This is a genomic window from Companilactobacillus miaonis, assembly GCF_036913615.1.
Lineage (GTDB): Bacteria > Bacillota > Bacilli > Lactobacillales > Lactobacillaceae > Companilactobacillus.
In genome coordinates this window covers 1-15,098 of sequence record NZ_JAYKTX010000018.1, presented here as the reverse complement: position 1 = coordinate 15,098, position 15,098 = coordinate 1, and the positions used below count along the sequence as shown (strand labels likewise).

Sequence of the window (15,098 nt, the reverse complement as noted above, 5' to 3'; positions counted from 1 at the left end):
GATTAATCTCCTTTGGTAATTAAAGTAACGTGAAATCTGAACCATTTAGAATTTTGATTGTATTGGATGAATAAATTGGAATATTTTTGTTTTAATTCCTTGATGTTGAGTGCTTCTAAGTGTCCATTTTCCTCAGTGGAGGAGTTCTTAGTAATGGAGTTGTAGATTAAAAAAGCTAGCTGATGACCTTCTTGCGTGACACTTAAATAAATCTCACCGGGATCTTGTTTTCTTGAAAAAAAGATGGCATTGTCGATAGCGGTGTCAAGTAGACCAATTAGATCGTAAATATTCATGGGAACTTCTGATAACTGCTGGCTGCAGTGGAAGTGACACGCAATTTGATGTTGGTTGATGAGATTTAATTTGCCAATAAAAAGGCTCTTCAAATAAGGATTTTGGACGTTTTTCAAATCTTGATACAGATCCATTGAAAGACCATTCAAATATTCATCTGAATAATTTTCTAACTTATTGATAGCCTCGTTGATTTTCTGGGTATCTTTAGTTTGGACAACCGTTTTTAGACTGAAAAGCAAGTTCTTGTAGTCATGTTTGAAGTGACGCAATTTTAGTTGGTCAGCTTCAAGTTGATCGGTATACATTTTTAAATTCTTGATCTGTTCAGTAGAGAAGCGGTCTTGATACGTTTGCTGACGCTTATTTCGTTGATGAAAAAAAATCACACTCATCACAATCGTTTGAAATAAGATAAAAATTAGAACGCTAGTAGTAAAAGTAGGGTACGTCGAGTACTGCTTTAACAAAACTACTATTGTATCTAAAACAATCAAAATGTAACCAAAGATGATACTGGTTAGTGGGGTTTGGTTGCGAATGTATTTTTCGAGATGTAGTAAATGGCACAAACAAAGCAAGATTAGTGGCAGGATGATTTCCAATAAGAAAATCAGTAAGTTATTCGATAAAAAATCGTTGCTAGTTTGAGTGATTATTTGGATGATTAAGCTCAGTGAAATAGCATTAAAGAGGATGTAATCTTTGGTTTGGTGTAAAACAAGATAATCTACAATAAAAATTAAAATTACGTAATACGGGAAGAGGGTATCGATCATAAATGAGATGATCGTTAAAATCAGAAGTAACCAAGGGTTGAATCGTCTTTGAGATAGTTGACTGAGGATGAAGTAATAAATTATCCAAGAGAATAATTGAAGAAAATACGGTGTCATCGTCAATTGAGTTCACCTTCTTTAGTGATTTGAATGCTGAGTTTAAACTGATTATTAATTTGGTGATACTGGATGAACAAATTGGGATATTTTTTTTGAATCTCTTGGATGTTGACCATGCCAAAACCGGAATGATTTTTCTTGGTAGTGTAGCCGGACTGCATCATAGTTTGAAGATCGACTTTATCAGTGATGGTGTTATTAATCAGAAAAATTAACTGCCCGTTTTGGACAATTGCAATTTGAATTTCGCCGTTTTCCTGTTGTTTGGTAGCTTCGATAGCGTTATCGATTGAAATTCCAAGCAAACGTACGAGATCAAAAACATCGATGGCTACTTGATTTACCACGTCGCGGCATTCGAACTGACAGTTGATCTTATTTTGACTGATGAGGGTCAACTTGCTGATCAACAAACTCTTCAAATAGGGATTTTGAACATTACCTAAATCTTTGAATAGTTGCATGGAGATATTGTCAAAATAACTATTAGAGTAAATTTCCAATTGGTGTAAAGATTCATTGATGGCTTGATAATCGTTTTTGTCAGCCAGCATCTGTAAAATTGTAAAAATATTTTTGTAATTTCTCTCAAATTTTCGCAAATGTAATTGATCTTTTTCCAACTGGTCAGTATAAAGCTTGAGATTATGCAATTGGTCTTTAGTCAATTCACGACGGTAAGCTAATCTTTGTGTTTGATTAGTCTTCAAAAATAGGATAACGATAAAAGCAATCTGTAACATGATGAAAAGGAAACTGCTAGCTAATAAATCAGCGTTGATTTGTTGAATAAGGTGCATGAATAAGTAGATAACAACAAATAAATACGTTAATAAATAACTGATCAAATTAGATTTGGCTAATTGCCAGTTTCGTTTAAAAGAAAAACGTTGATAGAGAAAAACGAAAATTACAACAATCACTAATTTAATTAGTATATTTAACGTTATAACGATGAAAATATTTTGATTTGGAAGTAATATCTGCATCGCTTTAGCGACGATTTCTGAAATCAGACGTAATAGTGAGGTCAATAAAATAGTATTCAGTAACAGATGCCATGAATCATTTTTAAAAAGTACCGAGTAGAGCATGATAGCAACTAGTAGGTATGAAATATCATGCCAGTACCATTGACTTAGACTTGAGATAACGAGGAAGAATCGTAAATAGATGATTTTTGATGGATACAATTTATAAAAAACATAATAGAAGATTAACCATTCTACAATAATATTAATGATTGTGATATTGACCCCTCCCCGATATATTTATAAATTAATTATTACATATCTTTGAGGGTTCGCCTTACCGATATTAAAAAAATTAAGTAACCGTATACTTCGTTGTGTGATGGGGATTTATTAAATTTTATCTATCGTATTTTTTTCGTATCTAAAAAATTTACTTTTTGATAGGATAAAAAGAAAAAAGGATGATTTAATGATTCGTCTGATAATACTTGGGTTAATGCTTATTTTAGTGGGGTGTTCCGGCCACCAGGCTGATAATAAATTGCCACATCGAATCAATATGGAACAGGATACTTTAAATATTTTTCAAAAGAATCGTTTGCGTTGGAATCGGGAAATAAAGAAAGTGCGAATTGTTGATCGAAAATTTTTTGACATCTCGCCAAATTATCATGGCACGAGCTTTCAAGAATTGAAAAACAACAATTTGTATGTGGTTAAAGCAACGGTGATGAATTTGAAAAAGGTCAAATGGTCGTCGCCAATGCCACAGACAAAGATCACTTTCAAAGTTAAGAAGGTCATCAGTGGCAATAAAGGTTTGGAAAAAAAACGGCTGTATTTAAATTTCCCGGGTGGTTTTGCCCGCGAACGTGATATTTATACGACTAACCAAGGAACTTTGACTACAGCTGAACCGGATAACGAAATTTTTTACCGTACTCCTAATACTCCATTACCAGAAATTGGGTCGACTGTTATCATGTGTCTGAGAAATGATAGCAGCCAACCCAATTCGCTTGATAAATTATATATCAATGATGTTGAACACACTTTTTGGATCAAAAATAAGGATAAGTATGTCTTGAATAATCCTGCTTTTCAAACGGCTGATCGTAAGTTGAAAATTTTTAAACTGACCGAAGAACTAAATCAAATCAAAAATTAGACAAAGCATGTTGAGTCGTTGAATTTAAGCTGATTTGTTCTGGTTTGAAATCTTGTAAGAAAATTTTGACTTTTCCTAAAGTTTTTGCCGGGTGGTAGACGTAGTCCTGTGAGAGATCTAAAGAGATTTTTTGACCATCAGTTAACGTCAATTCTAGTTTTACGGGATGGTGCATCATCACTAGAAGATTGTAGAGGAATCCACCTTCTGTTGAAACGACTAAGGCAGAGGAAAGTAAATTAGTTTTCATTGGTAAGCCTGTAAGGGTAATTGACTTGATTGATTTTTTGTCAATAACAGTTAGTTTATCTAAACCGGGGAAAATCATTGTAAAGATCCGTTTGCCAAAATTAATTTCATCGTTATAACGGATGAATCTGGAATCAGAATCCCAATAATTGAAGATAACTGGCAAAATCAATAAATAATGACCTAGAAATATCAATGTAAAGATGATGAGACCAACTTTGAGTCCTAGTGAATGGGAGATATTGAATCCAAATAATCCACCAATCAATAATGCACTTAGCGTACTGACCAAGAGTGGACGATAATTAATTCTTTTTCCAAATTTGAGTATAGTATCTCAGCCCCTTTTATCCAGTCCCAATTCGGTTCTAATTTACCATGAAAATTTCTTTATGATTCATAAATTCTCAGGACGTTTTGTATAAATTATTCATTAACGAATACAAATAATACTGATGGACTTTACTGTTAAATCTATAGGCAAATAGAGTAAGATAATGTTAATCAAAGAGAAAGGAAGACGGATATGTGAAGTTCAATAATGATTTTTATAAAAGTAAATATTTTTGGTTAGGAGTTTTTGGAACATCTTTTATTGCGGGATTTCCGTGGGAAGATGTCTGTTCAGTACGGGGAATCATTTACTTAATAATTATTGTTATAGGGGCTAGTTCACTAGTTGGGTCGATCTTCAATTTTTCGAAATATTTTTCATGATTTTCTTTGATAGATGGAATAACAGAAAGAAGCTGATTCTATCAATCTCAAATTTATTGGTATTTTAGTAGTTTTAATTGGAATCTGGCAAATTGCAGTTGCTCAAAAAATGTATACGGATATTCGACGGACCGTAAAAAATCCTAAGACATCAGTATTTTTTGGCGTGACAGTTTGCATAATCATCGGCGTTATTTGCTTGATGATTGGGGGATCAATGTTACATTAAAACAAAAACAGGTATTCACTAGAAAAAAATTTCCAGTGAATACCTGTTTTTTTTAACGGGTTCCCATTAAGTAAACAGCTAATCCAATAAAAATTACTGAAATAATTGCTAAATACCAAATAAAAACTTTTTCAGATATGGACAAATTTTGAGATTTCTTCATCTTAGTGACGATTCCTTCGATGAACAAGGCTATGGGTGAGTATACACACAATCCAGCTAAGGATAATGCAAATAAATCTATCCAAGGATCGTTAATGGATCGTTGGTACATACTGAAAATCAAAAGTCCCATCAATGCAATAGTAGGGACAGTTTCAATCGTTTTTCGCATCAAATTCACCTCTGATAATCATAATTAAAAACTACCAAATTGAATTTAACAAACAAAAGGCTCAAAGAAAATTTCATAAAAATAATTCTTGTAGTAATTTATTGATGTTTCATATTAATTTATCTTCTGTTTGTTGAGTTTATCCATATCGGCGATCAAATCTTTAACTTTGTCGATACTGTCAACGTAGGCGCCACTAGCTAAGGGATGACCGCCACCACCGTATTGCTCAGCGATTCCATTGATAGGGATGCATTTTGAACGAAGGTTGACTCGGAAACGATTGAGATTTTTTTCACTGACGACGATCCAATTGTTAACCTTATTTATTCGACCAATCAAAGGTACAACGTGGTCGATCTCTCCATCATCTAGTTGGAAATTTTCCAAAGTATCTTTGCGAATAACAATATAGCCGAAACCAGAATCAGTGATTTTTAAGTGATTCAAAATATAAGCCTCTAAATGAGCCACTTGTAGAGACATTTCGTCTTCCTGCAAACTGATTTTAGAAATATCAATACCAGTTTTAGCCAACTTTGCTGAAGTCATTAAAGTACGATAACTCGTTTCGCCATTCAAAAATCTGACCGTATCACCAATAATACCAGCGTATAACGGTGCAGCGACTGTCTTATTCAATTGGAAATCAGGAATTTTTTCAGTGAGAGAGAAAATCATTTCGGCACAACTAGAAAAAGTGTCATCTACCCAATTGATATCACCGAACGGATCAACATTAGGATGATGATCGATTTTTATAATTTCAGCAGCCTTCTTGTAAGCGTCGTTGCAGTCAATGCGACGTTCATTGGCAGTGTCAACTGCGATTATTAGGGCATCTTGAAAAGTCGATTTAGAAATCTTTTCCATCGGACTGATCCAATCAAGGACAGGTAAGTCGATTCCTGTGATATAGATATTTTTTTGCGGATAAACTTGTTGAAGGATGGCACGTAAACCAGCTTGAGAGCCAATTGCATCGGGGTCAGGATTTTGATGTCTGATAATTACAATTGTTTTATACTGTGCAATCTTTTTTAAAATGTCATCTATCATATGCTCTTCCTCACTAATTATGAAATTATTATTAAATTAACCTTTTTTAATATTATAAGTCAAAACATAGCTCTTCTCTTGTCTTTGTTACGAAAAGATAATAAAACATTTCATTTCCTTACAAAAATGTAAGGAAATGTAAGAAGAATCGCACGACTAAAAAACGCCCAGCCGTTATTATAAATATATCGATTAGGAGTTAAACAAATGACTTATTTCAAGTGGAGGGAAGTACGAAATGCAAAAAATTGTTGATGTACAAAATGTTGAAAAAATTTATGGGAAAGCTGGAGAGAAACAATTTAAAGCTTTATCCGATGTTAATTTTGAAGTAAAACCAGGTGAATTTGTTGGAATCATGGGTGCATCAGGTTCAGGTAAAACGACGCTTTTGAATATCTTGTCAACATTAGATACGCCAACAAGTGGCCAAGTTAAAATTGCAGGACAAGATATCACTAAATTAAATAACAACCAAATGGCAGATTTTCGTGCTAATAAAATTGGTTTTATCTTCCAAGATTTTAATCTGTTAGAAAATTTGACGGCTTATGAAAATATCGCTTTGCCACTAGCACTGCAAAATGTGAATACGAAAAAGATTAAACCGGCTGTAAGTAGTATTGCTGAAAAATTAGGCTTAACAGAAATTTTGAACCATTATCCAACCGAATTATCTGGTGGTCAAAAACAACGTGTCGCTGCGGCTCGAGCTTTGGTTCATGAACCATCAATTGTTTTTGGTGATGAACCAACTGGAGCACTTGATTCAAAGAGTGCTCGAGCATTATTAGATACATTAGCCAAAATTAATCGTGACGATGATGTTTCAATTTTACTAGTAACGCATGATCCATTCTCGGCTAGTTACTGTGACCGAATTTTATTTATTAAAGATGGTGAAATCGGTCAAGAATTGAAGAAAGAAGATAATTCACGAGCTGAATTTTATCAAGAAATTTTAGATTCACTTGGAACATTTGCAGAATAGGGGAGGAAAATATGTTAAATAAATTAGCTTTGAGTGGCATTAAGCATCGAATTCGTGATTACAGCGTTTTGTTTTCCGGTTTAATGATTGCTTCAGCCATCTTTTATATGTTTATGTCATTAGCGACGAATCAAGCTTTCTTGAGTTCTAATTCCCCAGCTTCCGCAACTAGTTTTATCTTTGCTTTTGGGATCGTCCTTTTGGCAATTATCACGATTGTCTACATCAATTATGCCAACACCTTTTTGTTGAGCATGCGTCAAAAAGAGTACGGGATGTTCATGATGCTTGGTGCTAAAAGTAGTAAAATTTCTCGCATGATTTTTGTTGAAACTTTTGCCATTGGTGCTATTTCAACTTTAATTGGTTCTGCTATTGGAATTGTAGCAACAAAATTTGTTGGTCAATGGTTGATCAGTGCTTTAGATATGCAGGTTAAACACTTCAGTAGTTTTTACGCTCCAGCTTTACTTTGGACTTTGTTATTCTTCGTAGTGATCTTTGCTTTTTCCGCAATTAGGAATGCAATTTCACTTCGTCGTAGTAAAGTGTTAACGCTATTGAATCGCGATAGCCAACCAGTGAAAATTAAACGTAACGGCGTTATAAAGGCTGTTCAAGCTGTTTTAGGTTTGGCTTTACTAGCGGTTGGTTATTTCACAATGTATTTCTCCGGTAATAATCCTGGTGCCATTTATGTTGGTATCCCAGTCGCTCTAGTAACAATTGTTGGTGGCTCATATTTTACCATCAACGCCTTTGTAACCTCAATTATCGTTATGTTGAAGAAGAAAACTAGTTTTTCTCAAAAAGGTTTAAATAATTTCACGCTTTCACAATTGAGTTTTAGAATTAATGATTACACTAAGATTTTATCAATGGTTTCAATCATGTTCGCTTTAGCATTAGGTGCCATCACCGTAGGTTTAGGTTTCAATAATCAAATTGATAACGTAGTTAACGGTCAAAATTATTATGACGTTCAAGTAACAGATCCTAACCAAGCACAAACAAAGCGCATTAAGAGTTTAAATGTTTCAAAGAAAGTTACTTATAACTTTAAGACTGACGGTAAAGCAGTTTATTATCGTAGTAGCCAATTCAAGTCTCAACCAGTTGGCTATTCACAGATGAATATGCAAACGATGGCCTTCAAAATGAAATCATCAAGTGATCCAGCCAACAATTCAAATGCCCGTTATGAATTGATGAATACTCGTTTACCACAATATCGAGTACTTGATGCTAAGTTTGTTAGCGATGCACAATATGATGCCATCAAAGGAAAAGAAACAACCACTGTTTTAGTAAAAACAAATTCCTTTAAGAATAATTTACCAACGATCAAAGCAATTTCTAAGGCAGAAAACAAACGTTATCCAAGTTTGAAACAAGCTGGTGGTGACAAGTATGCAGCTTATACGATTGTTAATGGCTTCTTCTCTGGCTTAGAATTCATGGGCTTCTTCCTAGGAATTGCTTTTCTAGCAATGTTAGCAAGTTGCTTGATGTTCAAGATTCTTTCTGGTGCTAACGGAGACGTTAAGCGTTACAACATGCTTTATAAAATTGGAACCAAGCAAAAAGTATTGCGTAGTACGATTAATAAAGAAATTGCCGTATTGTTCTCCGTTCCAGCTATCTTAGGTATTATTCATGTGTTAATTGGTTTACAACTCTTCGTTAAGATCTTGTATCAACCATATCGAAATATTGAAATACCATTCGCAATTTTCTTAGTACTTTATCTTGGTTATTACTTCTTAACTAGATATCTTTACAAGAAGATCGTACTCAAATAGGTAACCGTTCCCTTCCGGGGAACTGCGATCGGTGGGTATTCACCTGTCGATCGCAGCTTCTCGGAAACGAGAAGCAGACCCTTCCCCTTAATAAAAGAGGGTGGAGCAAGAAGTTGTCTTGCGCAACCCGTTTAGCCAAACCAACAATTTGGCAACCCCAACAAATAGTTTGGATCACTCAACAATCCAAATATTCAAAAAACACTGCAATTTCCTCAACAAAAATTGCAGTGTTTTTTTGAATATTAAGCATAATTTTGAGAAAAAAAGCCTTGTTCGAAAAAAAATATTAAATTATTTTCTATTAATGTTTTTATTTAAATAATCCTGTTCTTATGGAGTTTATAAGGAATTTCGTAATAAAAAAATTGACAGACAAAGCTTTCACAAGAAATTTTTTTGTTGCCAAATTAAAAAATACACATTAAAATTTTCTTAAGCAAATAAAAAGTTTTTTAAGCTTAGAAAGAAAGGGGAACTAAATTATGTCAATGATTGAATTCCGAGATGTTCAAAAATATTACGGAAACTTCCATGCTTTGAAAGATATCAATTTGAAAATTGATAAGGGGGAGACTGTTGTCCTAATTGGTCCCTCTGGATCAGGAAAAAGTACGTTAGCAAGAACGGTCAATGGACTGGAAACTATTCAAGAAGGCCAATTGATCGTTAATGGTCGCGATATTGCTGAAAAGTCGACCGATATCAACCGAATTAGAAGAGATGTCGGCATGGTTTTCCAACACTTCAACCTCTATGCCAATAAAGATGTTTTAGAAAATGTAATGTTAGCGCCAAGAAACGTTTTGAAATTAGATGAAGCAGAAAATAAAAAGACTGCTATGGCTTTATTAGATCGAGTAGGTTTGGCCGATAAAGCACACAATATGCCATCGCAGATTTCTGGTGGTCAAAAACAACGTGTAGCAATTGCAAGGGCCTTAGCCATGAAGCCACGTTGTATGTTGTTTGATGAGCCAACTAGTGCTTTAGATCCAGAGATGATCGATGATGTATTAGGTGTTATCAAGTATGTTACTAACCAAAGTGACATGACTTCCCTGATTGTGACCCACGAAATGGGCTTTGCTCAAGAAGTTGCTAATCGAGTTATCTTTATGGATCAAGGTCAAATTCTAGAAGATGATCCAACCGAAGTATTCTTTAAACAGCCAACTAATGAGCGGGCTAAGCAATTCTTAGGTAAGATCATTAAACATTAAGGAGGAAATGATGATGAAACGTTTAAGCAAGCTAGTCTTAATTATCACATCGTTGCTCCTATTTTTGTCCCTTAGTGCTTGTGGGTCAAAGCCACTATCAGAACAGAACGTTTTAGAGAACGCTAAAGCTGATAAGACGATTACGTGGGGAGTTAAAGCTGATACTAAGTTAATTGGTTTAATCGATGTGAAAGATGGTCAGGAAAAGGGATTTGAAATTGACTTGGCAAAAGCCATCACGCAACAGATGCTCGGTAAGAAAGCCAAAGCTAAGTTCGTTACGGTAACGTCACAGTCAAGAATTCCACTGTTGAAAAATGGTAATATCGATGCCATCATCGCTACAATGACCATAACGCCGGAACGAAAAGAAACAATTGATTTTTCTAAATCTTATTTTGATGCCGGACAATCGATTTTAGTTAAAAAGGGATCTTCAGTTAAGAACGTTCAGGATTTAAATGGCAAAACCATTATCGGGGTTGTCGGCTCTAATTCGGTCCAAAATGTTAAAAAGTTTGCCCCGAAGGCTCAAGTTCTGCAACTGCCTGACTATGCTCAAGCGTTGACAGCTTTGAAGTCAGGTCAAGGTGATGCGTTGACGACTGATAACGTTATTTTGGCCGGAATGGCGGTCAATAATCCAGGATATGAATTAACAGGCAAAGCTTTCACAACTGAACCTTACGGTATTGGTATCAACAAAGGACAGACTGAATTTAAGGCTGCCATTAATAAAGCTTTAGATGAATTGATCAAAGATGGCACTTATAACAAATTGATTAAAAAATGGTTCGGTGATGTGCCAGGATTCGATTACAAGGAGGTGTTGCGCAATGATTAAGTTACTTGCCGATAATTGGAGTGCCTTTTTAAGTGGCTTTGGTTGGACAATTTTATCCAGTATTTTAGCATTGTTCTTTAGCTTAGTTATTGGGTCACTCGTCGCTATTTTAGAGGTGCTACCAAATAAGTTTGCACGAATAGTAGGTAACGTCTACGTAGAAGTCTTTCGGAATATTCCATTATTGGTTATTACGATGTTTTTCTACTTAGTAATTCCACTCTATGTAGTTAAAATCAATGGTTTTACCGCTGGAACTATTGGATTGACGATTTATACATCAGCCTTTATTGCCGAAACAGTTCGTGCTGGAATCAATTCGGTCGACATCGGTCAGATGGAAGCTGCTCGTTCACAAGGGATGACTTTTTGGCAAGCGATGCGTTATATCGTTTTGCCACAAGCTTTTAAACTAGTGATTCCACCGTTAGGCAATCAATTTGTTAATTTGGTGAAGAATTCTTCAGTATTAGCATTTGTAGCTGGTTTTGATTTGATGTATCAAGCTAATGCAATCGCATCACAGACATTTGATACAGTGAATACTTACTTAGTAGTTGGAGTATTTTACTTGGTGATTACTTTGCCAATCAGTTATTACATGCAATATCTCGAAAGAAAGTTAGCTTAGGAGGAAATCGATTATGCAAAATTGGGTTAATGCTTACTCATGGATCAATATCAGATTTCTTCTACAAGGGCTAGAAGTTACGATTTTGATCTCCGTTATAGCGGTGATTTTGAGCTTCATCTTTGGCTCTATCTTGGGAATCATCCGCTATTCAAAAATTAAATATGTTTCAAAAATCGTCGGTATCGTAATCGATGTGATTAGAAATCTACCGTTACTGTTGATTATCTTTTTTGTTTACTTTGGACTGCCAGCTTTTGGATTCAAGCCAGATACGATTCCAGCAGCGATTTTAGCAATGACGGTTTTCGAATCAATGATGATTGCTGAAATCATCCGTTCAGGGATTTTAGCAGTCGACATTGGACAAATGGAAGCTGCTCGAGCAGTCGGGATGAATTTCATTCAAGCCATGTGGCACGTTGTTTTGCCACAAGCTTATAAGAAAATGATTCCAGCAATGGTTAGTCAATTTATTTCATTGATCAAAGATACATCTTTAGCAACAATCATTGTTGTACCGGAATTGATGCAACATGGACAAGTCGTTTATGGTCAAAATCCTAATTACATTATTCCCGTCTTCGTCATGATGGCTTTGATGTACTTCGTCGTCTGTTATGCACTTTCACTATTATCTCGTTACATTGACCATAAAATGGCATAAAGAAGTGGATGACTGGGAACGTTATAACGACTCTTGTTTTGGTTATAAAAGATACAGAAAAATCCTATCCAGACCATCACAGGGCTTGTGCGGAGGACGGCATCATACACCAAAAGAAAAAATTATTGGTTGACATAAAAATAATTAACAGTTATAGTTGGTGTCAATCAAATAAACAAATATAAGTGTCTGAATCAAGTAGTAATGTATCTGGGTGTAAGAAAGCCGGTGGTTGATGCGAACCGGTCAGGGTGCAGTTATGAAATACCAGGCATGACTTGGTTTTCCAAGCGGAAAAGAAGATCCGTTAATCTTTTGAGTGGAGTAGGTGCTTTTTTGAAGTACTTCTCAAGCTGGGTGGTACCACGGTAAATCGTCCCTGTTGCAATTTTTGCAGCAGGGACTTTTTTTTCGAGGTAATGATTATGAAGAGAACATGTGGGGGCAATCCCCGATATTAATTTTTCCAAAACTTAAATAAAAAATGGAGGAAATATTAATGGATAAGAAGAATATTAGTTTTAAAGAAGCTATCGCAATCTTAATTGTGATGTTAATTGTTTTAGGAACAAGCGTGATTGGATTTGGGCTATCACCACAAACTCCCGTTTTAGTCGTAATAGCTTTACTAGTTTTATGGAGTAAATTGCGTGGTAATTCTTGGGATGATGTCTCAGATGGAATCGTCAATGGGGTTAAAAATGGTATCGTGCCAATTTTCATTTTCATCTTGATTGGGGCTTTGATTGGAACTTGGATTGCCGCCGGAATTATTCCTTCAATGATGGTTGCCGGTTTTCATATGATTTCAGTGCGCTGGTTCGTACCATCAGTCTTTCTAGTTTGTGCTTTGATTGGAACTTCAGTCGGCAGTGCCTTCACAACTATCTCGACTTTGGGAATCGCACTTTTTGGAATGGGACAAACTTTAGGAATGAACCCTTCACTAGTTGCCGGAGCAATCATTTCTGGAGCAATCTTTGGTGATAAGATGTCACCCTTGTCAGATTCAACTAATTTGGCAGCTGCCATTGCTGAAGATGATTTATTTGCTCATATTAAAAATTTAATGTGGACGACTGTACCAGCTTTTCTAATTTCCGTTATCCTTTACGCTTTAATTGGTAACAGTGGTACCAACGCTAGTCTTGGTAAAATCGACACAACGTTAAATGTTTTGAATAGTAATTTCGTAATTTCATGGTGGGCCATTCTACCAATTCTTTTATTATTCATCTGTGCCATTAGAAAAGTTCCAGCTATCGCTACTTTACTTTTAAATATCGCTGTAACAGTCGGGATGATCTTTATCGAAAAACCAAGTACTAAATTAGCTGATATTGCTGGCTTCATTGAAAATGGTTTTGTTTCTAAGACTGGTAATGCTAGCGTTGATGCCTTGTTAACTCGTGGTGGTATTACTTCAATGATGGGTACCGTTTCCCTGATTTTCTTAACGTTGTCATTAGGTGGTCTACTAATGAAGTTTGACGTTATCCAAACAGCAATGGAACCATTAGCTGAAAAATTGAAGACACCAGGTTCAGTTGTGACAGCAACGATTCTTTCGGGAATTGGCGTTAACATTTTTATCGGTGAACAATACTTATCAGTTATTTTGCCAGGTAAAGCATTTAAAGAAACCTTCAACCGTCGTGGACTAGATAATTTGGCCTTGAGTCGAGTTCTTGAAGATGGTGGGACAGTGATCAATTACTTAGTTCCCTGGGGCGTTGCTAGTGCCTTTGCGGCTAGTACTTTAGGAGTACCAACTTTAGCTTTCTTACCATTCTGTTTCTTCAGCTTGTTATCACCAGTTCTTTCTATTATCAGTGGTTTCACCGGAATCGGTTTGAAACGTTTGCCAGAAGTTGATGATGACGATAATGCGAGCAGTAGAAAAGTAGTTACAGCTTAATAAGAGAGTGGAACAAGCCGGTTAGACTCAGACAGATAGCCTAATTCCACGAATTGCACACCGGGCTTGTGTGTGATTTGGGGAATATAGCTATATGGCTGAGTCTGGCTTGTGTAACTCGTTTCAAATAGAGAGTGGAACAAGAGCGGTCAGCTCCCGGAGGATAACGTAATTTCAGGAATTGCTCGTTGCACTTTGCGAGTGATTCCTGAAATTTTGTTATCTCGGAGGGAGTTGCTCTTGTGTAACTCGTTTCAGCTAAAGAACCGGACAGGACATGAGTATTAAGGAAAATAAACCCGGGTAATCGCACTTCGATTACCTGGGTTTATTTGTTTTAAGCGCAAAGTTTATGTCCCAAGCTCTTTATTTATAGGTGAAGAAAAATTATGAATATTCAGAAATAAAATCAGTTTTGCATGATTTAAAAATCGTATCATGAGATAATCCCAATAAAGGGGGCATCAATGATGAAAAAGCTTCTAGTTTTAAGTCTATTGTTATTACTACCACTGACGGGATGTCAAAAAAATTCTGTGACGACGAAGAAAGAAAATACTAATACCGAAATAATAGAAAAGAATCAACAAAAATTTCAAAAAGCTCGCAAGAATGCTTTGGTCATACATACGAATGATTTTACTGGGGATTATTTGGGACCTGCCAATACATTAACTGAATTGTTGAAGAACAGAAGTAAAGGATATGCCGTGATCAAGGGGACAGTTTACAATTTAGAATCAATGTCTGAACCTAAGAATATGGTTTGGACTAAGACTTCAATTCGAGTTGATCAGATTTTAACTGGAAAAAAGAGTCTAAGGGGGAAAACTTTACAAGTTCCGTTAAAAGGTGGCTTGAGTACGACGGAGTAATTTGTGGGTCAAAGAACCAGGCAAAAAGAAATTTGTTTTGAACAGTTCTTTAATTAAAAATCAGAAAAAAACAAATGGTATGGATTATGCTGCAGGGATGGAAAAATTAACTGAAGAAATCAATGCGAAATATGAAGTGCAACAGAAAAGTTAGACAAAATTATATTTTTTAAATTACTAAGGTATGTTCCCTGTATTCACGGGGGGACATACCTTTTGTT

The 15,098-nt window shown here is 35.5% G+C and carries 15 protein-coding genes; 10 read left to right on the top strand and 5 right to left on the bottom strand.

What is annotated here, in order from left to right:
- Positions 1–2: 2 nt before the first annotated feature.
- Positions 3–1,199 carry a hypothetical protein gene (locus U8521_RS12290; RefSeq protein WP_442886157.1) on the bottom strand — a complete coding sequence of 399 codons (1,197 nt, stop codon included), beginning with the start codon at positions 1,197–1,199 and terminating at the stop codon, positions 3–5.
- Positions 1,196–2,389 (bottom strand): GHKL domain-containing protein, encoded by a 1,194-nt coding sequence (locus U8521_RS12285; RefSeq protein ID WP_334352883.1) that lies wholly within the window; start codon positions 2,387–2,389, stop codon positions 1,196–1,198. The genes U8521_RS12290 and U8521_RS12285 overlap by 4 nt, the downstream gene beginning before the upstream one ends.
- 250 nt (positions 2,390–2,639) lie before the next feature.
- Here U8521_RS12285 and U8521_RS12280 point away from each other — a divergent pair, with 250 nt between their 5' ends.
- Positions 2,640–3,338, top strand: a complete 699-nt coding sequence (locus U8521_RS12280) for a hypothetical protein (protein ID WP_334352882.1) — start codon at positions 2,640–2,642, stop codon at positions 3,336–3,338.
- Here U8521_RS12280 and U8521_RS12275 read toward each other — a convergent pair.
- From U8521_RS12275 to U8521_RS12265, 3 genes are all read right to left on the bottom strand, one after another.
- Positions 3,328–3,855, bottom strand: a complete 528-nt coding sequence (locus tag U8521_RS12275) for a hypothetical protein (RefSeq protein WP_334352881.1) — start codon at positions 3,853–3,855, stop codon at positions 3,328–3,330. The two genes, U8521_RS12280 and U8521_RS12275, sit on opposite strands and share 11 nt — an antisense overlap.
- Before the next feature lie 730 nt (positions 3,856–4,585).
- Positions 4,586–4,867, bottom strand: a complete 282-nt coding sequence (locus U8521_RS12270; protein WP_334333522.1) for a LasU family protein — start codon at positions 4,865–4,867, stop codon at positions 4,586–4,588.
- Positions 4,868–4,981: 114 nt separating this feature from the next.
- Positions 4,982–5,926 carry a DHH family phosphoesterase gene (locus tag U8521_RS12265; RefSeq protein ID WP_334352880.1) on the bottom strand — a complete coding sequence of 315 codons (945 nt, stop codon included), beginning with the start codon at positions 5,924–5,926 and terminating at the stop codon, positions 4,982–4,984.
- Between the two features lie 238 nt (positions 5,927–6,164).
- Between U8521_RS12265 and U8521_RS12260 the strand changes: the two genes are divergently transcribed.
- The 9 genes from U8521_RS12260 (at position 6,165) to U8521_RS12220 (ending at position 15,031) form a co-directional block, all read left to right on the top strand.
- Positions 6,165–6,917, top strand: a complete 753-nt coding sequence (locus U8521_RS12260) for an ABC transporter ATP-binding protein (protein ID WP_334333520.1) — start codon at positions 6,165–6,167, stop codon at positions 6,915–6,917.
- Between the two features lie 11 nt (positions 6,918–6,928).
- Positions 6,929–8,719 carry an FtsX-like permease family protein gene (locus U8521_RS12255; RefSeq protein ID WP_334352879.1) on the top strand — a complete coding sequence of 597 codons (1,791 nt, stop codon included), beginning with the start codon at positions 6,929–6,931 and terminating at the stop codon, positions 8,717–8,719.
- 485 nt (positions 8,720–9,204) lie between these two features.
- The gene (locus U8521_RS12250; protein WP_334333518.1) at positions 9,205–9,942 is read left to right on the top strand and encodes an amino acid ABC transporter ATP-binding protein; all 738 of its coding nucleotides are present in this window, start codon (positions 9,205–9,207) and stop codon (positions 9,940–9,942) included.
- Between the two features lie 13 nt (positions 9,943–9,955).
- Complete coding sequence (locus U8521_RS12245) at positions 9,956–10,786, top strand: glutamate ABC transporter substrate-binding protein (protein ID WP_334333559.1); 831 nt, start codon at positions 9,956–9,958, stop codon at positions 10,784–10,786.
- On the top strand, positions 10,779–11,417 hold the full coding sequence (locus tag U8521_RS12240; RefSeq protein ID WP_334333517.1) for an amino acid ABC transporter permease: 639 nt from the start codon (positions 10,779–10,781) through the stop codon (positions 11,415–11,417). The genes U8521_RS12245 and U8521_RS12240 overlap by 8 nt, the downstream gene beginning before the upstream one ends.
- 13 nt (positions 11,418–11,430) lie before the next feature.
- A complete protein-coding gene (locus tag U8521_RS12235) occupies positions 11,431–12,084 on the top strand; it encodes an amino acid ABC transporter permease (protein ID WP_334352878.1) in 654 nt (217 codons plus the stop codon).
- A gap of 499 nt (positions 12,085–12,583) precedes the next feature.
- Positions 12,584–14,002, top strand: coding sequence for a Na+/H+ antiporter NhaC (nhaC, locus tag U8521_RS12230; protein ID WP_334352877.1), 1,419 nt, complete (start codon positions 12,584–12,586; stop codon positions 14,000–14,002).
- Positions 14,003–14,469: 467 nt separating this feature from the next.
- Positions 14,470–14,877, top strand: a complete 408-nt coding sequence (locus U8521_RS12225; protein ID WP_334352876.1) for a hypothetical protein — start codon at positions 14,470–14,472, stop codon at positions 14,875–14,877.
- A 1-nt stretch (position 14,878) separates the two neighbouring features.
- Positions 14,879–15,031, top strand: a complete 153-nt coding sequence (locus U8521_RS12220) for a hypothetical protein (protein ID WP_334352875.1) — start codon at positions 14,879–14,881, stop codon at positions 15,029–15,031.
- Positions 15,032–15,098 lie beyond the last annotated feature (67 nt).